The organism is Microbacterium sp. NPDC055665, from assembly GCF_053618035.1.
Genome location: NZ_JBSHGY010000003.1, coordinates 267,414 through 287,593 on the forward strand (window position 1 = coordinate 267,414; position 20,180 = coordinate 287,593).

General features: G+C 70.1%; 20 protein-coding genes and 1 tRNA gene. 8 read left to right on the forward strand and 13 right to left on the reverse strand.

Annotated elements, in window-relative coordinates:
• The first annotated feature begins 17 nt into the window (after positions 1-17).
• Together ACWGO6_RS10620 and ACWGO6_RS10625 are read left to right on the forward strand one after the other, a co-directional pair.
• Positions 18-2,096 carry a bifunctional lysylphosphatidylglycerol flippase/synthetase MprF gene (locus tag ACWGO6_RS10620; RefSeq protein ID WP_452326667.1) on the forward strand — a complete coding sequence of 693 codons (2,079 nt, stop codon included), beginning with the start codon at positions 18-20 and terminating at the stop codon, positions 2,094-2,096.
• 1 nt (position 2,097) lies between these two features.
• Entirely contained in the window at positions 2,098-2,922 is an 825-nt protein-coding gene (locus ACWGO6_RS10625) for a nucleotidyltransferase domain-containing protein (RefSeq protein WP_452326668.1), read from the forward strand.
• 43 nt (positions 2,923-2,965) lie between these two features.
• Here ACWGO6_RS10625 and tet(42) read toward each other — a convergent pair whose 3' ends face one another.
• Entirely contained in the window at positions 2,966-4,249 is a 1,284-nt protein-coding gene (gene tet(42), locus ACWGO6_RS10630) for a tetracycline efflux MFS transporter Tet(42) (RefSeq protein ID WP_452326669.1), read from the reverse strand.
• Between the two features lie 71 nt (positions 4,250-4,320).
• Between tet(42) and ACWGO6_RS10635 the strand changes: the two genes are divergently transcribed.
• Both ACWGO6_RS10635 and ACWGO6_RS10640 read left to right on the forward strand, forming a co-directional pair.
• Complete coding sequence (locus ACWGO6_RS10635; protein ID WP_452326670.1) at positions 4,321-4,935, forward strand: TetR/AcrR family transcriptional regulator; 615 nt, start codon at positions 4,321-4,323, stop codon at positions 4,933-4,935.
• A 125-nt stretch (positions 4,936-5,060) separates the two neighbouring features.
• The gene (locus ACWGO6_RS10640; RefSeq protein ID WP_452326671.1) at positions 5,061-5,873 is read left to right on the forward strand and encodes an SDR family oxidoreductase; all 813 of its coding nucleotides are present in this window, start codon (positions 5,061-5,063) and stop codon (positions 5,871-5,873) included.
• A gap of 30 nt (positions 5,874-5,903) precedes the next feature.
• Here ACWGO6_RS10640 and arfB read toward each other — a convergent pair whose 3' ends face one another.
• The 4 genes from arfB to ACWGO6_RS10660 form a co-directional block, all read right to left on the reverse strand.
• The gene (gene arfB / locus ACWGO6_RS10645; RefSeq protein WP_452326672.1) at positions 5,904-6,344 is read right to left on the reverse strand and encodes an alternative ribosome rescue aminoacyl-tRNA hydrolase ArfB; all 441 of its coding nucleotides are present in this window, start codon (positions 6,342-6,344) and stop codon (positions 5,904-5,906) included.
• 48 nt (positions 6,345-6,392) lie between these two features.
• Positions 6,393-7,394 (reverse strand): TIGR00341 family protein, encoded by a 1,002-nt coding sequence (locus tag ACWGO6_RS10650; protein WP_452326673.1) that lies wholly within the window; start codon positions 7,392-7,394, stop codon positions 6,393-6,395.
• 114 nt (positions 7,395-7,508) lie between these two features.
• Positions 7,509-7,584 (reverse strand) — tRNA-Met (locus tag ACWGO6_RS10655).
• Between the two features lie 87 nt (positions 7,585-7,671).
• A complete protein-coding gene (locus tag ACWGO6_RS10660) occupies positions 7,672-8,658 on the reverse strand; it encodes a helix-turn-helix transcriptional regulator (protein ID WP_452326674.1) in 987 nt (328 codons plus the stop codon).
• A gap of 63 nt (positions 8,659-8,721) precedes the next feature.
• Between ACWGO6_RS10660 and ACWGO6_RS10665 the strand changes: the two genes are divergently transcribed.
• On the forward strand, positions 8,722-9,768 hold the full coding sequence (locus ACWGO6_RS10665) for an ATP-binding cassette domain-containing protein (RefSeq protein WP_136041344.1): 1,047 nt from the start codon (positions 8,722-8,724) through the stop codon (positions 9,766-9,768).
• On the forward strand, positions 9,765-10,544 hold the full coding sequence (locus ACWGO6_RS10670; protein WP_136041345.1) for an ABC transporter permease: 780 nt from the start codon (positions 9,765-9,767) through the stop codon (positions 10,542-10,544). Before ACWGO6_RS10665 ends, ACWGO6_RS10670 begins: the two co-directional genes overlap by 4 nt.
• A gap of 128 nt (positions 10,545-10,672) precedes the next feature.
• Here ACWGO6_RS10670 and ACWGO6_RS10675 read toward each other — a convergent pair whose 3' ends face one another.
• The 5 genes from ACWGO6_RS10675 to ACWGO6_RS10695 all read right to left on the reverse strand — a co-directional run bounded on the left by ACWGO6_RS10675 (position 10,673) and on the right by ACWGO6_RS10695 (position 16,550).
• A complete protein-coding gene (locus tag ACWGO6_RS10675; protein WP_136041346.1) occupies positions 10,673-12,061 on the reverse strand; it encodes a DUF6716 putative glycosyltransferase in 1,389 nt (462 codons plus the stop codon).
• The gene (locus tag ACWGO6_RS10680; RefSeq protein ID WP_452326675.1) at positions 12,058-12,930 is read right to left on the reverse strand and encodes an N-acetylneuraminate synthase family protein; all 873 of its coding nucleotides are present in this window, start codon (positions 12,928-12,930) and stop codon (positions 12,058-12,060) included. Before ACWGO6_RS10680 ends, ACWGO6_RS10675 begins: the two co-directional genes overlap by 4 nt.
• Positions 12,931-13,023: 93 nt before the next feature.
• Positions 13,024-14,184, reverse strand: coding sequence for a cytidylyltransferase domain-containing protein (locus ACWGO6_RS10685; protein WP_452326676.1), 1,161 nt, complete (start codon positions 14,182-14,184; stop codon positions 13,024-13,026).
• Positions 14,185-14,226: 42 nt separating this feature from the next.
• On the reverse strand, positions 14,227-15,573 hold the full coding sequence (locus tag ACWGO6_RS10690; RefSeq protein ID WP_452326677.1) for a polysialyltransferase family glycosyltransferase: 1,347 nt from the start codon (positions 15,571-15,573) through the stop codon (positions 14,227-14,229).
• Entirely contained in the window at positions 15,570-16,550 is a 981-nt protein-coding gene (locus tag ACWGO6_RS10695) for a glycosyltransferase family 2 protein (RefSeq protein ID WP_452326678.1), read from the reverse strand. Before ACWGO6_RS10695 ends, ACWGO6_RS10690 begins: the two co-directional genes overlap by 4 nt.
• Before the next feature lie 465 nt (positions 16,551-17,015).
• On the opposite strand from ACWGO6_RS10695, the gene ACWGO6_RS10700 reads away from it, so the two are divergent.
• Complete coding sequence (locus ACWGO6_RS10700) at positions 17,016-17,885, forward strand: hypothetical protein (protein WP_452326679.1); 870 nt, start codon at positions 17,016-17,018, stop codon at positions 17,883-17,885.
• 9 nt (positions 17,886-17,894) lie between these two features.
• Positions 17,895-18,194 carry a DUF4229 domain-containing protein gene (locus tag ACWGO6_RS10705; RefSeq protein ID WP_136041350.1) on the forward strand — a complete coding sequence of 100 codons (300 nt, stop codon included), beginning with the start codon at positions 17,895-17,897 and terminating at the stop codon, positions 18,192-18,194.
• A gap of 280 nt (positions 18,195-18,474) precedes the next feature.
• Here the strand turns inward: ACWGO6_RS10705 and ACWGO6_RS10710 are convergent, their stop codons facing one another.
• Genes ACWGO6_RS10710 through ACWGO6_RS10720 form a run of 3 tightly spaced genes read right to left on the reverse strand, consistent with a single transcriptional unit; the run spans position 18,475 to position 20,168 of the window.
• On the reverse strand, positions 18,475-19,449 hold the full coding sequence (locus tag ACWGO6_RS10710) for a 1,4-dihydroxy-2-naphthoate polyprenyltransferase (RefSeq protein ID WP_136041351.1): 975 nt from the start codon (positions 19,447-19,449) through the stop codon (positions 18,475-18,477).
• Positions 19,450-19,500: 51 nt separating this feature from the next.
• Positions 19,501-19,791 carry a DUF4287 domain-containing protein gene (locus ACWGO6_RS10715; RefSeq protein WP_136041352.1) on the reverse strand — a complete coding sequence of 97 codons (291 nt, stop codon included), beginning with the start codon at positions 19,789-19,791 and terminating at the stop codon, positions 19,501-19,503.
• A gap of 14 nt (positions 19,792-19,805) precedes the next feature.
• Entirely contained in the window at positions 19,806-20,168 is a 363-nt protein-coding gene (locus ACWGO6_RS10720) for a cupin domain-containing protein (protein WP_452326680.1), read from the reverse strand.
• Positions 20,169-20,180: the final 12 nt, after the last annotated feature.

Sequence of the window (20,180 nt, forward strand, 5' to 3'; positions counted from 1 at the left end):
ATCGCTACGCTGAGCGCATGACTGCGGAGCGCTCCCCCACGCCCCACCCGGCCGTCGCCGTCGTCCGCCGCATCCCGGCGACGCTGATCATGGTGCTGCTGATCCTCGTCGTCGGCGTGGCCTGGAACGGGCTCTGGGCGCCGTTCGAAGACACGAAGCTGTTCCCGACCGTGGCCTACGGCCTGCCGAACCTCGCCGACGGCAAGTGGTGGACTCCGCTGACCGGCACCTTCTTCGTGAACCAGCCGTGGGTCTACCTGTTCACGATCGCCGGCTTCTGGGGCATGGCATACCTGGAGTTCCGACGCGGATCGCGCGTGGCACTCGCCTACTACTGGATCGGTCAGCTGTTCGCGATCTTCGCCACCGCGCTGCTGCTCCTTGTGCTTTCGCAGTTCCCCTGGGAGTGGGCCACGACCCAGGCGCAGGCGCTCGACGTCGGAGCATCCGGTGGGACCATGGCCTGCATCGCCGCCGCCGTCGGACTGTTCCGTCCACCCTGGCGGGTGCGCGGCTGGCTGATCCTGCTCGGCTTCGTGTTCATCGCGATGCTTTTCTGGGGCCAGCTGGCCGACCTCGAGCACCTGCTGGCGGTGCTGCTGATCCTCGCTGTCGACCGCTCACTGCGGGTGCAGCGCACGACCGTCCGCGAGCAGAGACTGATCGCCGTCGTCGCGATCCTCGTCCTCGGCGCGGTCGAGATCATCACGACCCTCCTGCCCACCGATGGTCCGTTCGGTCCCACCGAGCCCGCGTCCGGAGGATTCATCGACCTCGCGATCGACCTCGTCGTGATCCTCGTGCTCGTCAACGGCCTGCGCCGCGGCCGCCGCTGGACGTGGGTGATCGCGCTGCTGCTCGGACTCTTCAACATCCTGGTCGCGGCCCTCGTGCTCGCCCTCATCACGGTCTTCAGCCAGGCGCAAGTCGACTTCCGCTGGGACGGCGAGACCGAGCTCGCCTTGGCGAACGGATTCCTCTGGTTGATCATGCTCGTCTACCTCATCCGGGTGCGCCGGGCGTTCGGGGCCCGACGCCAGACGAAGCTCGGCATCCAGCCCTCCCCCACGACGGAGGACATGAAGAAACAGCTGCGCACGCATGGCGGAGGGACGCTGTCGTGGATGACGACCTGGGACGGCAACAGCTACGCGCGCGTGGCCGGGGGCATCGTCGCGTACCAGCGCCGCAACGGCGTCGCGCTGGCGCTGGCGGATCCGATCGGACCGGCGGATGCTCGCGCCGAGGCGGTGACGGAGTTCGTCCGCACCGCCGAGCAGGCCGGCCTCGTGCCGTGTTTCTTCAGCGCCGACGAGGCCACGCGCGCTGCGGTGCCCTCGACCTGGCGCAGCATCGTCGTGGCCGACGACACGATCGTCGACCTGCCGGGGCTCGAGTTCACGGGCAAGCGGTGGAACTCGGTGCGGACCTCGCTCAACAAGGCCGGCCGCGAGGACATGACCTTCCGGATGACGCATCTGAGATCCGAGTCGTGGGGCGTGCAGCAGCAGTTGCGGGCGATCTCCGAGGCTTGGGTCGGCGACAAGGATCTGCCGGAGATGCGCTTCACCCTCGGCACCCTCGATGAGGCGGAGGACCCGGAGGTGCGGCTCGCGCTGGCGATAGCCCCCAATGGCGACGTCGACGGCTTCCTCTCGTGGCTCCCCGTGTACGGCGGCGACGGCGCGGTGCGCGGGTGGACCCTCGATCTGATGCGCCGCCGCGACGGTGGGTTCGGCCCGGTGATGGAGTACCTCATCGGCTCCTCCGCCAAGCAGTTCTCCGAGGAGGGGGCCGAGATCATGTCGCTCTCCGGCGCTCCCCTCGCCCACGACTATCCGCCGGACGCCGGCGTGATCGCCGCGCTGAGCGACCGCCTCGCGGATGCCCTGGAGCCGGTCTACGGCTTCGGCTCGCTGCACCGGTTCAAGCAGAAGTTCCACCCGCGCTACGAGACCATGTACCTCCTTTTCCGCGACGAGAGCGACCTCACGAGGATCGGCGGCGCGCTCACGCGGGCGTTCCTCCCGGATGCCACGCTGCGGCAGTTCGCCGGCGCCGGGCTCGAACTCGTGCGCGGCGGCGGGAAAGACTGACATGCTCGATGAAGACCGCCTCCGCTCCATGGCCGACGAACTCACCACCGTGCACGGGGTGCGGGCAGTCGCGCTGGGAGGCAGCCGGGCTCGGGGTACACACCGCCCGGACTCCGACATCGACCTGGGCCTCTACGTCGACGCGGACGTCGACCGTGCCGGCGTCGCGCGCGTGGCGAGCGGCTGGACGGGTGCGCCCGTGGAGGTCGCCGAACGCGGCGGATGGGGGCCATGGGTCGACGGCGGCGCCTGGCTGATCATCGACGGCGTGCCGGTCGACCTGATCCTCCGCGACGTGGACCGCGTGGCGGAGCAGTGCGCCCGCGCGGCGAGGGGTGAGTTCGCCTTCCACACTCAGCCCGGGCATCCGCTCGGGTTCCTCGACGTCGCCTACGCCGGTGAGGTCGCCACGAGCGTGCCGCTGCGCGATCCGGAAGGGCTCCTGGTCGATCTGGCCCGCCGCGTGACCCCTTACCCGGAGGCTCTGCGGCGCGCGCTCCTCGCGAACCTCTGGCAGGTCGACTTCCTGCTGAACGCTGCCCTGAAGGGCGCGAAGTCCGGTGACGTCGCCTACGTGTCGCTGTGCGGAACCACGACGACGATGCTCACCGCCCACGCCTGGCACGCCGCCGCCGGCAACTGGGTCACGAACGAGAAGGGACTCGTGACGAACGTCGCCCGCCTCCCGATCGACACCGGCGGGTTCAGCGCAGCGGCCGCCGCGGCGCTCGGGAACCTCGGCACCTCGCCGGCGGAACTGCTCGCCGCGATCGCGCGACTGCGGGAACTCCCGCGCCCGGGGGCCAACGCACCGGAGTCGGACTGACGCGCGTCGCGGGTCAGTCCGACTCCGCTGACGAGTTGCTCCGTCAGCCCACCGCATCCGCGAACTCGACCTCACCGCCGGTGGTGTCGTGCGCCGGCCGCTTGGCGGTGTTCGCGATGTGGGCGCGGCTGACGACGATCACGGCGACGATCATGAGCGCGACGCCGAGCCAGTACGGGGCGGCGGGGCTGACCAGCGCGTAGAGACCGCCCGCGATGAGCGGAGCGACCGTGCCCATGGCCGCGTTCAGCGACTGGGTGGCACCGCCGAGCCATCCCTGCTCGTCGTCGCCGACGGCGTTCGACATCGCACCGTCCATCGCGGCCTGCGACGCGCCCTGACCCGCGGCGAGCATGAGGGCGCCCACGATGAACACCCACGGCTGGGCGAAGATCGATGCCACGACTGCGAGGGCGGCCAGACCGATCATCTGCGCGATGATGCCGCTGACGATCACGCCGCGCTCACCGATGCGCGGGAGCAGGATGCCCAGCAGCACGCCCTGGATGAGGATGTCGATGATGCCGACGGCCGCGGTCAGCAGGCCGATCTGGGTCGGGCCCCACTGGATCGAGTCGAGGGCCAGCACGCTGAAGTTGTTCACGAAGAACCCGAACGGCAGGGCGAGCAGCCCGAAGCCGATCATCAGCCCGCGCAGCTCCTTGCGGCCGAACGCCTCCTTGAAGACGGCGAACGGCTGCACGTCGCGCAGCCTGATCGTGGTGATCCTGTTGCCGGGCTTGAGGCTCTCGGGGAGCAGGAAGATGCTGAGGATCGCGATCGTGAGGGCGACGGCGGCGGTGAGGAAGACGGGCAGCTGGAGGCTCACGGTGGCCAGGAGTCCGCCGATCGCCGGACCGATCATGGTGCCGATGCCGGAGAGCGCGCCGAGGATGCCGAAGCGCTTGGCACGCTGCTCGGGTGGGGTGATGTCGGCGAGATAGGCGAACAGTGCCGGGAGGTCGCCCGCCGTCAGACCCTGGATGACCCGGGCGAGCACGAGGACCCAGATCGCACCGCCGATGCCGAACAAGGCCATCGAGAAGGCCGCTCCGAACGCCGCCACGATGATGACGGGTCGACGGCCGAAGCGGTCGGAGAGGCGCCCGAGGAACGGAGCAGCCAGGAAGGCGCAGAGTCCGTTGATCGCCTCGAGCACGCCCACCCAGATGGCGAGATCGCTCTCGTGGGAGACGTACTGCAGCACGACGAAGGGCAGGACGGGGAGGACGACCGTCATCCCGATGACGGTCAGCATCGTCAGCACGATGAGCATGATCCAGGCGCGGTTCTGTTCCCGACGCGTGAGGATGTTTGGTGAAGTCATACCGAAAGTGTAGCGATACCAGTTTTGGTGTCAAGCCAGTTTTGTGGTCGGTTCACGATAGAGTGAGGAGCATGACGACCCCAGAGCCCCTCGGGCGCCGCGAACGGAAGAAGGCCGCGACCCGCAAGGCGATCTCCGACGTCGCGACGATGATGTTCCTCGAGCGCGGCTTCGACAACGTGAGCATCCGCGAGGTCGCCGACGCCGCCGATGTCTCCCCCACCACCGTCTTCGCCCACTTCCCACAGAAGGAAGCCCTCGTCTTCGACGAGGACGACGAGCAGCGCGACCGGCTGGTGGCCGCCGTGCGCGACCGGCCGGCCGGCACCACGATCAACCGGGCGATCCACGACTTCTACGCCGCCGAGCTCCGCGCGAACGTCGATGAGCACGGCAACGACGTCACGCGCATCTTCATGCGCTTCCTCAACGAGACCCCGGCACTGCGCGACTACGCGGCGAAGATGTGGCTCCGGCACGAGGATGCCCTCGCCGAGGCCATCGCCGACGAACTCGGTCTCGCCGAGCCGATGGCCGAGATCCGCGTCTACGCCCGGTTCGTGCTGCAGATGCAGCTGCTGGTGAACGACAGCGACGACCCCCTCGGCACCGTCGACGCAGGGTTCCGGCTGCTCGACAGCGGGTGGGCGCCGATCGAAGCGAAGATCGCCGATTCCACGGATTGATCGGCTTCAGGTGCGACGACGTCGACGAGAGCAATCCCGTAGCGTCGCCGGTCCGTTCCGTCAACCCGATCCCTCGGCACGAACACTGCGCCTACCGTCGAGCGGACAACGACGAGGAGGCGGAGATGTTCGAAGCTCACCACGACAGGAAGCCCCGGCATGCGATCGTGACGGCGGCGGACTCCGGGATCGGTCGCGCCACCGCCGTGGCGCTCGGCGCCGCGGGAATCGACGTCGGCGTCACCTGGCACTCCGACCGCCTCGGCGCGGAGGAGACCGCGGAAGAGGTGCGCACGCATGGCGCCCGCGCCGTCGTCGCACAGCTCGATGTCACCGACATCCCGCGCTCAGGCGAGGTGATCGACGGGCTGATCGCGGAGCTGGGCGGCATCGACGTGTTCGTGAACAACGCCGGAGCGGGCGTGAGCACGCCCTTCCTCGACCTCACCCTCGACGACTGGAACCGGGTGCTGCTCACCGACCTCACGGGCGCGTTCTTCTGTCTCCAGCGAGCGGCTCGGGCGATGGTGGCCGGCGAGCGCGGCGGCCGGCTGATCTCGGTGACGAGCGTGCACGCGCACCAGCCGATGGTCGGCTCGAGCGCCTATGACGCGGCGAAGCACGGCCTGGACGGACTCATGAAGAACCTCGCGCTCGAACTCGGCGCCCACGGCATCAGCGCGGTGAGCGTAGCGCCGGGCGAGATCGCGACGCCGATGACCGGCCAGACCGACGCCGACCCGCACACGGAGCGTCGACCGGGCATCCCCCTCGGGCGGCCCGGCGATGCCCGAGAGGTCGCCGCCCTCATCGCGTTCCTCGCGTCACCGGAGGCGGCCTACATCACCGGAACATCGCTCGTCGTCGACGGCGGCATGCTGCAGATGGGCCCGCAGGCGGGGGCGAGCATCACGAGCGACGACTGGCGCACGGTCTGACGGCTCGGCAATCCGGCGAGCGGCGGCGCCTCAGTCCTCGCGGGGCCGGCGGCGCAGACTTTTGACGTCGGTGCGGCGCTGCTTGGCCTTCAGTCGGCGTTCCTTCGAGCCCCGACTGGGCTTGGTCGGCCGCCGCGGAGGTGACGGTGGCCGCAGCGCCTCGGCCACCAGCGCGACGAGCCGATCCCGGGCGGCGTCCCGGTTGCGCAGCTGCGCGCGATGCTCGGACGCGGCGATCGTCAGGACCCCGTCCACCAGGCGCCCGCTCAGCCGCTCGAGGAGCCGCTCGCGCTGATACGGGGTGAGTGCCGCGGAGTTCGCCGCGTCCCAGACGAGTTCCGCGCGCGAGTCGGCGGTGTTCACGCCCTGTCCGCCCGGGCCCGATGACCGCGAGAAGCGCCACGACAGCTCGGCCTCGGGGATCGTGAGACCCGACGAGACCCGCAGACCGGGACGATGGACGGAGGGCATACCTCCATCATCGGGGCTAACGGGGGCCACCGCCGCAGCGAGCGCTGTTCATTGCACGGTCAACTCGGTCCCCTGCCCCACATCGACGATCACCCCGACGTACGAGGGAATCACCTTCGCCATGTCGTCCCGCAGCTCGTCCAGCGACGGGGTCGACCCGTCGGGGGTCGTGAGGGAGATCGTGGCGGTCAGTCCGCTCCACTGCACGGCACCGTGGATGTGCGCATCCGGATCCCCGGCGAGCCAGTCGGTCGTCGTGTTCTGGATCTCGACCGACCACCGGGCGACGGCGACGGAGGCGATCGAGTTCGCGGCGAGCGGGATGGCGATGATGAGGCTCAGAGTCGCGACGATCGCGTAGGCCCGGCGTCGATTGGCGGTGGGTGAGGATCCGGGGTCGCGGGCGTAACCGGCCATCGTGAACACGATGCTTCCGGCGATCACCAGGGCGAAGACGTTCGAGAGGAACAGCACGAGCGCGCCGAGGGCCTCTGGCCACTGCCCCTGACCTGCGCAGACTCCGACCACCCCGAGCGGCGGCACGAGGGAGATCGCGATCGCGACACCCGGCAGCACCGCGCTGAGGTCTTTCCGGCACATCGCGAAGCCGCCGGCGAGCCCGGTCGCGAGCGCGGCCATCAGATCCATCAGGCTCGGCGACGTGCGCCCGATCACCTGCGAGTTGGTCGACAGGCTCTCCGGTGTCGCGACGAAGACGGCGAGCGCCAGCCCGAGCGCGACGACGATGCCGACCCCGCTGAGGACCCACAGGATCGAGGACACCACCAGGCGCAGATGCCCCGTGACGATCCCCCAGGCGATGCCGAGGATCGGAGTACCCAGCGGCGCGATGATCATCGCCCCGATCACCGTCGCCGTCGAGTCCGTCAGCACCCCCGCGATCGCGATGACCCCCGACAGCGTGAGCATGATGAGGAATCCGGAACGTTTGCTGAGGGTGTCTCCCGCGCTCAGATTGACTGCGTCGTCCAGCGCCTCGGCTGACAGCCGTTGCGACCGCGGGATCAGTGTCTGCGTCAATCGCGACATGTTCGGGTCCTTCGCCCTGCGCCGGATGCGTTCGTCATAGCCGAAAGCTAGGGGCGCCGGACCACATACGGCAATGGCCGGTCACCCGTGCCGGAGGAGGGTCGGCGACCGGAGTGGACGCGACGGCGGGAGTCGAACCCGCAACGCCATCAGATATGAGCTGAGGCCCGGGACCGCCCGGATCGCCGCGATGGGGATGACGTTACCCGGCCGTGATCTGACCCGCCAGGACCGTTGCCTGGGATAACCCTATGAGTCTGAGGATGACGCATGCCGGTCACCCGGCGTCATCCGGATCCGGGGCGTCGAGGGCGCGCAGCAGCCGAGCGACCGCCTCACGGAGCTCTGCCCGGTGGGGCTCCGCGAGCGCGACAGAATACTCGACGCCTTCGGGGATCCACAGCAGCGCGTACATCGTCTCGCGCCAGTCCGAGCCGCCGATCGGCCACCGCGTGCGGTCTTCGCCGACGGCGGTCGCGCCCTGTGACCAGGGCCCGAAACGGTCCTGCATCTCGGCGAGAGGCAGGTCCATCACGGCGGCGCCCTCGACCTTCTGCGGGGTCCAGGACGACGCGATCAGCACGAGCTCCTCGATCTCCTCCTCGGTGATGTCACGCCGGGTGAACAGCACGCGCGTGTGCTCCACCGCGGCGATGCGGTCGACACGGAACGTGCGCCAGTCCGCACGGTCGAGGTCCCAGCAGAGCAGGAACCACTTGCGACCCGCCGGCGCCAGCGCATGCGGCTCGACCCGGCGCACGCTCTCCCGCCCCTCGCCGTCGACGTATCGCAGGCGCAGTCGCTCGGTGTCTCGGGTCGCGAGGGCGATCTCTCCCAGCACTTCCGGCGAGACGACCGGACCGTCGCCGATGCGCGGCGCCTGCACCGACGCGGCGAGCGCGTTCACCCGCTGGCGCAGCGCCGAGGGCAGCACCTGCTCGAGCTTGGCCAGGGCCGTGAGCGTGACCTCGGGACCGCCGACGAGCTGCTGGGTGGCGGCGACGCGCAGGCCGATTGCCATCGTGACCGCCTCGTCGTCGTTCAGCAGGAGCGGTGGCACCGCACTTCCGGCCTCGAGGCGGTAGCCGCCGGCGACGCCCGGGGTCGACTCCACCCGGTATCCGAGTTCGCGCAGCCGGTCGACGTCGCGTCGCACGGTGCGCTCGGTGACGCCCAGCCGGGTGGCGAGTTCGGTGCCCGGCCAGTGCCGGTGGGTCTGCAGGAGGTTGAGCAGAGCGAGTGCACGCGAGGTGGTGTCGGTCATGCGTCTCAGATTGCCAGATGATGCGGACAGGATCTGTCCGCATGGCTTTCTACGCTCACTCCCATGAACGAATCCCTCATCGAGACCGAAGGCCTGACCAAGGTCTTCACCGTCAAGAAGACGCCGGTGCATGCCGTGACCGACGTCTCCTTCACCGCCGTGCGCGGCGAACTCGTCGCCTTCCTCGGACCGAACGGTGCCGGAAAGTCGACGACCCTGCGGATGCTGACCACTCTGATCCCGCCCACCTCGGGGAGCGCGCGAGTGGTCGGGCACGACATCCGCACCGACGCGGCCGGGGTTCGCGCCCGCATCGGCTACGTCGGCCAGCTCACGAGCGGCAGCTTCTCGCAGCGCGTGCGCGACGAGCTGCTCAGCCAGGGCGCCTTCTACGGGATGTCGCGACGCGACAGCGCGAAGCGGGCCGACGAGCTGATCGAGTCGCTCGACCTCTCCTCCTTCGCAACTCGCAGCGTGCAGCAGCTCAGCGGCGGACAGAAGCGCCGGCTCGACATCGCCCTCGGGCTCATGCACGCGCCGCCGCTGATCTTCCTCGACGAGCCCTCCACCGGACTCGACCCGCAGAGCAGGGCGAACCTGTGGGAGCACATCCTCGACCTGCGCACGCAGCACGGCACCACGGTCTTCCTCACCACGCACTACCTGGAAGAGGCCGACCGTTACGCCGAGCGCGTGATGGTCATGGACAAGGGCCGCATCATCGCCGACGACGACGCCGCCTCCCTCAAGGCGACACTGGCCGGCGACGTGCTGACCTTCGGATTCTCGGATGCCGCCGAGGCGGCGAGCGCACGTGCCGTGGTGGCCCGTCTCAGCAGCGCCGAAGTGACCGTTGACGGCGAGGCGATCTCGCTCGCCGTGCCGGACGGCGACCGACTGCTGCCGGTGATCGTGCGCGAGCTCGACGCCGCCGGCATCCTCGTCCGCCGCGCGACCGGAGTGCCACCCACGCTGGACGACGTGTTCCTCGCCCTCACCGGCCGCACACTGCGCGACGCCGGCGAAGGAGCGGATGCCGTGGGCGCGGCACCCGAATCCGCCGACACCCCCACCCCCTCAGCGAACAGCACGACAGGAGCCCTCTCATGACCACCACCGACACCCTCGTGCGCCCCAACCTCGCGCGCGACACCCGGAACGTGCTGACGCGTGAGCTCAAGCCCGTGCTCCGCGATCCGTTCACGCTGATCTTCAGCCTGCTGCAGCCGCTCGTCTTCCTCGGACTGTTCGCTCCTCTGCTGATCGGCGACTCGGGGCAGCCGGCCGGCGAGACCCTGGCCTGGTTCGTGCCGGGCGTGCTCGTGATGATCGTGCTGTTCGGCACCGGGGCCACCGGCTCGAACCTGCAGTACGAGATGATGACCGGCTCGCACGAGCGCACCCTGGTCGCCCCGCTCGCGCGCTCCTCGCTGCTGATCGGACGTGCTCTCAAGGAGATCGCGCCGATCGTGGTGCAGGCGCTCGTGATTGTGTTGATCGCCTGGCCGTTCGGTTTCGCGGCCGACATCCCCGGCCTTCTCATCGGACTCGCACTGCTGGCCGTGTTCGGTGTGGGCCTGGGCTCACTGTCGTACTCGCTGGCTCTGGCGACGAAAGACCGGGAATGGCTGTTCTGGGGCGTGCAGCAGTCGCTGATCTTCCCGCTGCTGATCCTCTCGGGGATGCTGTTGCCGCTCGACGATGCTCCGGAGTGGATGCGCGCCGTGGCCTCGGTCAATCCGGTCAACTGGGTCGTGCAGGCCGAGCGGGCGCTGTTCGCCGGCGACCTGGGAGATGTGACCGTGCTCTGGGGCTGGGTGTCGGCACTGGCGGTCGCGGTGGTCGGACTGATCGTCGGAGTGCGCGCCATCCGCCGCAGCAACTGATTCGACCCGACGGTGCGCCGCGGCGTGGGGATGCCAAAACCCAGACGCAGCGGCCCGCCGTCGGCGTGTCCGACCTCGACACACGGACGGGAACAGGCCTCGTCTGGTTTTTGGTCGCGCCGGGCGACTCAGCGCCGGATCGAGTCGTCGAACGGGTTCGGCTCGAGCGTGTAGTCGGTCGACGCGTCGGACCAGGTGCCGCCGCCTGCCGGAGCCCGGCGCGTGCGGGCCGCGGCCATCGCGCGGGTGGCGGGAACGCCGATCGCGAGCGCCACTCTCCCCTGCGCCGTGCGATCCTCGGCCCCGAGCACGCTCGCCCGATGCCAGGCCTCGTGCAGGGCACCTCCTCGAGCCGCCGGGACACGCCGCGCCGGCAACGCCCCCGAGCGCCGCAGGGCGACGAGCTGTTCGACCCGCTCCCACCACGTCGACTCCGCCTCGGGATGGAAGTAGTTGTCGCGGAGCCAATCCGGATGCGGATGCCGGAACCGCCCGGCGACGACCTCGCTCCGACCGCCGAGCAGTCCGCTTCCCACGAACACCGTGTTCAGCAGACTCTTGCTCACCCCGAACGAGTCGAGCGCAATCACGGGCACCCCGAGGGCCGTGGCCTCGATCGCGGCGGTCGAGCTCACCGTGACCAGGCCGGCCGCGGTCTGCAATGCGGCGGACATCGAGTCGTAGGAGAACACGAGGTTCTGCGGAAGGCGCGACGGCAGCAACCCCGCGTAGGGCTCGCGTTCGAGGTGCGTCTCCGATTCCCCCGGCCGCGACCGCAGCTTCACCACCACGCGTCGAGCGGGCTCGGCCTCCGCCGCCCGAACCAGCATGGCCGCGATCTCGGCACGCTCGTCCTTCCCGACGGGCACGAGCGCCTGCGCGGCGAACACGATGTCGGTCGCGGGAGGTCGCTCCGCCACCGTCGGAGACGCGCGTTCGGCGACCGCGATGCCACCGCGACTGCCCGCAGCAGCGTCGATCCGCATCCGCTCCGGGCGCAGCATCCGCTGCCGACGCCGGGCGAACGGCAGGGTCGCGAGAGCAACCGGCGTCTGTACGCCGATGCGCCGCCCCAGCTCTTCGAACGCCCGCACCTCACGATGCGAGTGCACCACCAGCAGGTCGGTGTGACGGCGATAGTCGAGCGCTCCGCGCTGCGCGGGGATCGCCATCCCCGGCAGGCCCGAGACGGTGACCGGTCGGTGCTCCAGCGTGTCGATCACCCGCCCCATCAGGCGCACGAACGGTCCGCGCCCCGCGAGCAGGACCACGTCCGGTCGCTGCCCGGCCAGCCAGTCCGCCGCCTCCGCGAAGCCGATGCGGGTGACGTCGTCGGGTCCGAGCGTCGTGCCGGCGAGCGCGGTGCGCTGCTGCTCGGCGCTGGCCGTGAGCGGCGTACGCACGACCAGCAGATGCGGCTGCAGGCCCGGGACCGAGCCCAGCAGGGATGCCGCCCACTTCACGAAGGAGTCGGCGTCCGCGATGGCGACGACGCGGATGCCGGGGGCGTCGGTCATGCGGAGACGCGACGCAGCTTCGCCATCGGCGCGCGCTCGCTGTCGAACACGCGCTTGACGCCGTCGCCGGTCGCCCGCTCGATCACCCGGATGTCGCGCACGAGGTGCTCGAGGCCGGTCGGCTCGAGGGAGGCGGCGTGGTCGGAGCCCCACATCGTGCGATCGAGCGTGATGTGACGCTCGACGGCGACCGCACCGATCGCCACGGCGGCGAGCGAGATCTGGAGGCCGCGCTCGTGTCCCGAGTAGCCGACGGGCACACCGGGGTAGCGGTCGCGCAGGGTGGCGATCACGCGCAGGTTCGCCTCTTCAGGCTCGAGCGGGTAGGTCGAGGTCGCATGCATGAGGACCACGCGGTCGGTGCCGAGCGTGTCCAGCGCCCGGTCGATCTGCTCGATGGTCGACATGCCGGTCGAGAGGATGACGGGCTTGCCGGTCTCGCGCAGACGGATGAGCAGCTCGGTGTCGGTGAGGCTCGCCGAGGCGACCTTGTGCGCCACCACGTTGAGGTCTTCGAGGAAGTCGACGCTCGGCACATCCCACGGCGACGCGAACCAGTCGAGGCCGAGCATGGTGGCGTGGTCGCCGATCTCGACGTACTCCGCGCGGCCGAACTCGACGCGACGACGGTAGTCGAGGTAGCTCATTACGCCCCACGGCGTCTCGCGCGGAACATCGCGCATGTGCTCGGGAGTCGAGATCTCGGGCGTGCGCTTCTGGAACTTCACGGCGTCGGCACCGGCGCGGGCCGCGACATCGATGAGCTTCTTCGCGATGTCGACATCGCCGTTGTGGTTGAGTCCGATCTCGGCGATGACGTAGGCAGGACGCCCGCCGCCGATCACTCGTGAGCCGATGCTGACAGTCATGATTCCTCCGGTCGTCGAGCGCTGGTGCAACCCCTCCCTCCTGACTACGGGGCGAGAGTGAACACCGGGCGACGGCCGGGTTACCGGCATCGGTCAGCTCGACAACACCCGTTCGATCAGCTCCCGCACCGCGCCCTCGCCACCCCGGCGACGCAGCACGACCCTGGCCTCTTCGATGACGAGCGGATGCGCGTTCGCGACCGCGACCGGCCACCCCACGATCCGCAGCGCCGGGAGGTCGTTCACGTCGTTGCCGAGGTAGGCGATGTCGGCGAGGGGCACGTCGTTCTCCCGGGCCCACTTCCGCAGCGCCGTCTCCTTGTCATCGATGCCGTGCAGCACCGGCACGCGGAGTTTGTCGGCACGAGCGCGGACGACCGGGTTCACCTCCGTCGACAGGATCAGCAGGGGAATCCCGGCGCGGCGCAGCAGGGCCACGCCCATCCCGTCCTCGCGGCTGACCCGCACCCGTTCCCCGCCGTCGGCATCGATGATCGCGGTGTCGTCGGTGTGCACGCCGTCGAAGTCGGTCACGACCGCCCGCACCGGGATGCGCCCGGGAACCTCGTGCAGGGTCGCGAGAGCGCGGGCCACCCGGAGCTGATCCGCATCGTCGACCTCGATCGCCGTCCACTCCGGCACCGCCGCGATGCGGATCCTGCCGAAGAACCGATGCCGGCTCTCAAGGAACCCGTCGGCGCGGAACACGTAGAAGGCACCGGTCTCGAGGTGGTGCGGTTCGCGGTCCTGGCGTCGCGGGCGGTGAGCTGCTTCATGGTTGATCGCGACCGCGGCGCCGTCGGCATCCTCCCGCCACAGGAACCCGTAGGTCTCGTGGGCCGCGAACACGCTGTCGGCCCGGTCGGCGCGGATCTCCTCGACGGCCGCGGCGAGCGGGTCGCTCGGGATGAACGGAGAGGTCGCCTGCAGGAACGCCACGATCTCCACGCGTTCACCCTGTGCCTCGAGGTCGTCGAGGGCATGCAGGATCGCGCTCTCCGAAGTCGCGGTGTCACCGGCGAGCTCGGCGGGTCGGCGGATGACGCGGGCGCCTGCCGCGGTCGCGACCGCCGCGATCTCGTCGTCGTCGGTGGACACCACGACCAGGTCGATGCCGGATGCCGCGGCCGCGGCCCGGACCGCGCGCTCGATCAGCGGCACCCCGCCCACCCGCTGGAGGTTCTTGCGCGGCACCTGCTTCGATCCGCCGCGCGCCGGGATGATCGCCACCGTGAGGGGCTGCTGCTCGTCCATGTCGTTCATCCTCGCGTCATCGCGTCATCGTCGTCGTCGTCGTCATCGCCCGCGCAGCGCCTTCCAGGCACGGCCGACGCGTCGCCGTGCACCGAGGGCGTTGAGCCGCCACTCCTCGACCCTGCCCACTCCCCCGGCGGGGCGCAACGCCCGACGCGCGGCGCTCTCCCGCGGTGCCCCCGGCAGCCGCAGCTCCGTGAGCCGTCGCGGCGCGAAGTACCGATCCCGCTCGACCGGGTCGAGGCCCCGCAGCAGTTCTTCGGCACGACCGCGCAGGTGGGCGGCGTTCTCGGGCTGCATCGCATAGCCCACCGCGTCGACCAACAGCTGCAGCCGGTCGGGGTCGTCGTAGGGCGAATCGTCACGGGTGAGGGCGTCGACCAGGGTCACGGGGATGCGGTTGCTGTTCTCGAACGGCGTCAGCGCCGCCAGCATCCGGTCGTTGCCCGCCGACCCGATCTCCCGGCCGAAGAGCGTGCGCACAGTCGGCAAGGCGGTCGAGAATCCGGCGACGACGGCCAGTGCGTCGAGCCGTTCGGCCAACAGCTCCGCCGCGAGCGGGCCGCGATACTCCACGAAGTCGATCCCGTGGACGTGCGCCCGATCGCGGACCGCCGCGGTCACCAACGGCGGCGCAGCGGGGTGCGGCTTGAAGACGATGCGCTGCGGAGCCCACCGCGCGGCGCGGTCGATCAGCTGCTTCTGCAGGTCGATCTCCGCGGCGGGTGTCATGAGCCCGAGCGCCGACAGGTACTGGCCGAGGACCAGCACGCTGGGCACGTCGTCATCGGCGCCCGGGTCACCGGCATCCGTCTCCCGCAGTGCCGCCGCGAACGCGGCCGGAGGAACCGGGACGACCTCGGCCTGCGGAGCACCCACGAGCGGTCGCACGCCCGGCACCACGTCGGCATGGACGACTCGTTCGATGCGCGCCGCGACCGCATACGGCAGCCGCACGCGCATCGGCGAGTACGTCATGAGCCCATCCCCCACGATCGTGATCCGCGCGTGCGGGAACAGCGCCATCAGCGTGCGGGCGGGCGCGACCTGGGGGCTCTGCACGAAGAGCTCCAGGTCTCGCGGATCGAGTTGCCACGCCCGCTCGAACAGCCGCTCCAGCATCGGGAGGTCGGCCTCGGCAGGTTCCCACCCGCTCGGATGCAGCGGACCGAGCATCTCCTCCAGCGGCTCGACGCGGTCGAACCGCTGGCGCAGCGGTCCGAGCACGGGGTCGTCCGCGATGCCGACAGCCGTCTCCGGCACCCGGCTCGAGGTGAACGGCGCGAGGATGCGCTCCGCCCCACCGTCGTGGCCGAGGAGTCCGGCGTCGATCGCTGCGGCGGCTGTCGCGAGCCCGTAGGCGCTGTGCAGCGCGAAGAGCTGAGTCATACCGACCGCCCCGCCTGCCGGAGAACCCGCGCCAGCACCCGTCGGCGCGGCCCGTCGAAGCGGGTCAGGGTCTCGTCGAGTTCGGCATCCGGCAGGCGACGGAGCATGTCCCGGATGCCGTCGCGCATCTCGACACGCAGCCGCGGGTGCATGCGGCGAGCGCGCACCAGGTGGTGGGAGCTGAGCGCGAGCGCGGTCCACACGACCTTCGGCAGGAAGCGCTCCGCCTCGGGGTCTTGCTCGACGACGGCGATGACCTCGTCCATCGCCCGGGCGAAGTCGAGCTGCCGCCGATCCCTCGCCTGCGTGAGCGAGGTCGCGACGCCGCGCCGGTACAGCAGCGCGGGCGCGTCCACGACCGCGAACGACCGTGCGCGAAGGTGGAGCCGCCAGATCCAGGGACGGTCCTCCGCCGTGAACAGCCCCTCCGGGAACTGCGCCAGTCCGTCGTCGAGGACCCGTCGGTGGAAGACACCCGCCCATGCGTAGGGGTAGTCGACCATCGTGGATTCGTTCTCGGGCAGGATCGCCTCGCGCGGCACGACCACGCGTTCGCGCCACGGGTGCGGGGCGCGAATGAGCGACCGGTGCGTACCGGTGACCGTGACGTGGTCGGTGCGGAGGAAGTCGCAGTCCAGCTCGCGCAACCGTGACACGAGTACCTCGAGCCGCCGCGGCTGCATCCAGTCGTCACCGTCGAGGAAGCAGAAGGCATCACCCTCGACGCGTTCCAGGCCCTGGTTGCGGGCGGTCGCGAGGCCCCGGGCGATGGGGTTCCGGATGACCTCGACGTGCGGGAGCCGCTCCGCATACGCGCGCATGAGCGCTCCCGTGTCGTCGCGCGAGCCGTCGTCGATCGCGACGAGCTTGAGTGCCGACGCATCCTCGAACTGACGGGTGAGCGTCTCGAGCGTCGTCCCGATGTACTCGCCGGCGTCTTTCGCGGGCAGGATGACGGTGACGAGGGGTGTGCGCACGGAACTCCAGGGACTGGCGGTGTTCCGGAATCGTGCCAGGTCGCCGTTGCCGGACGGCGACGCGAAGGTGAACGATCGGTGTCCGCACACGACGCAGCCTCGTGGTGGCAGTGAAGTGTGGCCCCGTACCCGAACGGAGCCACACCTCCCAGTGCTGCGCACTGCCGAACGCGGAGCGTTCGGGGAGCAGGGCCGCCGATGGCGACCCCACCCGCCACGAGCCCTGCTGACCCCCATCAGCCGGACTCGGGACGTGTGACATCGTCGCGTTCTCTCCCCCCAGAGATACCCGCGACGACACGTAACATGATACATGTCGCATTTCGTGAAGCTGTACGTAGGCCGAGATACAGGACACGAGTCGCGACGGTGTTCGCGACGACACGTCCTATCGGGGACGATGGGAGCATGCTCTGGCCGTTCGGATCGATATGGCGCCCGGTGCGACGGAAGCAGCGTGAGACGGTGGATCTGCGTTGGCTGACCGCCCGCACCTGGACTCGACGCTGGTACCCGCAGGGCATCGACCTCGGAGAGTGGCGGGGGCGACGCACCCTGGCGGTGAGCTGGTTCCGGCAGCAGCTCGACGGCGTGCACCTCGCCTCCCGCGTGACCTTCGTCGACCTCGAGCGCTCGCGCCATCTGGACGTGCTGCTCGCCATTCCCGGCGACGACGGCGAGCTGCACCCGGCGCCGATCCACGCCGGCGGACTCGCCTGGTTCGACGACCGTCTCTTCGTCGCGGCGACCGGTCGGGGCATCTGGGAGTTCGACCTCGCCGACGTGCGGGAGGTCCGCGGCGCCACCGCTCAGCGCATCGCCGGCAGGCGACCTCGGCGCGGTCGCACCACGGCACTCGTCGCCGTTCGCACGCGCGTGCATCCCGTCGCGCTGCGTTGCTCGTACTTGGGCCGGGTGTTCGACGAGCGCGGCACTCCGCTCCGGCGTGTGCTCATCGGTGAGCACCGCACCGACGACAGCGGGCGGATCGGCGAGTTCTCCATCCCCGAGGACGCCGACGGCCGATTCGCTGAGGAGCACATGTTCACGCCCGGCATCCCCCGCATGCAGGGCGCCGTGCGCTGGGGAGACCGCCACTTCGTGTCGCAGTCCGACGGCCTGCGACCCGGGGCGCTGTGGAGCGGGCCGCGGACGGCGCTGGAACAGGACGACGTGCCCCTCCCGGTCGGCTGCGAAGACCTGGCGCTCGACATCGACGCGGGGCTGCTCTGGTCGCTCGGGGAGCACCCGTGGCATCGGGTCGTGCGCGGCATCCCGTTCGCTCGGCTGGGGATCGAGGTCCCGGGCGCCGAGCGGCCCGCGCGGCGAACGTAGACTGGAGGGGTGAAGAAGCCCGCGCCTTTCCTCGTCTACACCGTGCTGCGGCTGCTGGCGTTCCTCGTCCCGCTCGCCATCCTCTGGTTCTTCTTCCCGATCTTCCGCGAGTACTGGTGGCTCGCCGCGATCTTCGCCGCGCTCATCGGCATGAGCATCTCGATGCTGTTCCTGCGCACGCCGCTCACCGACGCCTCGGCCCGACTCGCGGAGCGTCGCGAGAACCGGTCGTCGGGCGGCCAGGCCGATGCCGACGCCGAGGACCAGGCGATCGACGCGACCGAGCTCGGGGACGACCCGAAGGCCTGACCGCCCTCCCCTGCCCCGCGCTCCCGCCACGTCCCGTCCCGACACAACTTCGGAGATCGACGACGGCGCGCCGCGGCATCCGCACTCCGTTCGGCGTGTCGCGTCACATCTCCGAAGTTGTGCGAGGAGCGGATGAGGCTGCGGCGGGGAGTGGGCCGGACGGCAAACCGGGACGGCTCAGCCGGACGGCGAACCGCGGCGGCTCAGCCGGACGGCGAACCGCGACGGCTCAGCCGGACGGCGAACCGGGGCGGCTCAGCCGGACGGCAAACCGGGCAGGTCAGCCGACGAACGCCCAGAACAGGGCGCCGGCGTACAGGAGTGATGTCAGCGACGTCAGGGCGAGCGCGGTCACCAGCTCCCTCGGCTGCCGGTAGGCCCAGACGATCACGATTGCAGGGAGCCCCGCCAGCAGCGCGAGGAGCGAGATCCAGGCGATCGGGTAGAGCAGTGCGATGGCCACGGCGATCCCGAACGGCGCCAGGACGAAGAGAGTGAACAGTACCTGCGTTGCGCGGCGTCCGATCAAGACCGTGAGGGTGCGCTTGCCGACCTCGCGGTCCTGGTCGATGTCACGCAGGTTGTTGGCGAGCAGTACGGCACACGCGAACAGGCCGGCCGCGATGGCTCCGAGCCACGCCTGCAGCGGCAGCTCGAACACCTGCACCCAGGTCGTGCCGAGCGTGGCGACGAGGCCGAAGAACACGAATACGAAGACCTCGCCGAGGCCGTAATACCCGTAGGGGCGCTTGCCTCCCGTGTAGAACCAGGCCGCGACGATGCACGCGGCGCCGACCGCCAGCATCCACCACTGCCCGGTGCGCACGACGATCGCGAGGCCGACGAGGGCGGCGAGCGCGAAGAAGATCAGTCCGATGACCAGGACGGTCCGCGGCTTCACCCGGCCGGATGCCGTCAGTCGCGCGGGACCGACCCGGTGGGCATCGGTGCCCCGGACGCCGTCGCTGTAGTCGTTCGTGAAGTTCACGCCGATCTGCAGCAGCACCGCGACGGCGAGGCACGCGAGCGCGATCACCCAGTGGAATTCGGGGCCGGTGCTGCGCGCCGCACCGGTCCCGATGATCACCGGGGCGATCGCGAGCGGGAGGGTGCGCAACCGTGCGGCTCCGATCCAATCGGATGCCGTGACCGGCCCCGCCTCGACGACCGGACGCCGCGCCGGGTTGCCGCTGGTGCGGGCCGGGGCGTGCTTCGCGGTCCGACTCTTCTTCTTGCGCTGGGAGGATGCTGCCACGCAGGGAATCCTACTGGCCGGGCCGATGCCGGACCTCAGCGGGACGACGGATCAGGGGTTCGGATTGCTGTCCTTGCCGTCGAGCCAGAGCGTGTCGGAGGCGTCGGAGTGCGCACCGCCCGTGCCGACGTGCTTGGCGCTGATCTGCGGCCCCTTGGTGATCACGTGCACGAGGGCCATCGCGTGACCCTGCCCCAGCCCGTAGTCCTCCTTGAGCCACGCGACGATGGGGGTGGCCTTGGTCGTGGCGTCGAACCCCTTCTCCGTCGCGAGCTCGATGAACTGTCGCGGGGTCAGACCCGTCTTGGTCTCGATGTTGTCGAGGTATGCCTGGAAGGACATGGTGCTCCTGGTGCTCAGTCCTCGTCGAGGAACGTCTGGATGATGGTGGCGGAGGCGTGGATGCCGATGATCTTGAGGACCCCATCCCCCACGTTGGTGAAGCAGTGCGGGATGTACGCGGGCCCGGTCGCGGTGTCGCCCGCACCGGCGACGAAAGTCTCGTCGCCCACGGTGATGCGGGCAAGTCCCTCGATCACGACCCACGTCTCGGCATACGGATGCCAGTGGAGCCCGGGGCCTTCGCCGGGCTGATTCTCGACGAAGAAGTAGGACACCTCCGCGCCGTGCTCGGCGCCGACGAACTTGCGGCTGCGGCCTGTGCCGATGCGGATGTCCGCGCCGGCGACGACCGGGATGGAAGGGGTTGTGCTGTTCATGACATCAGTCTC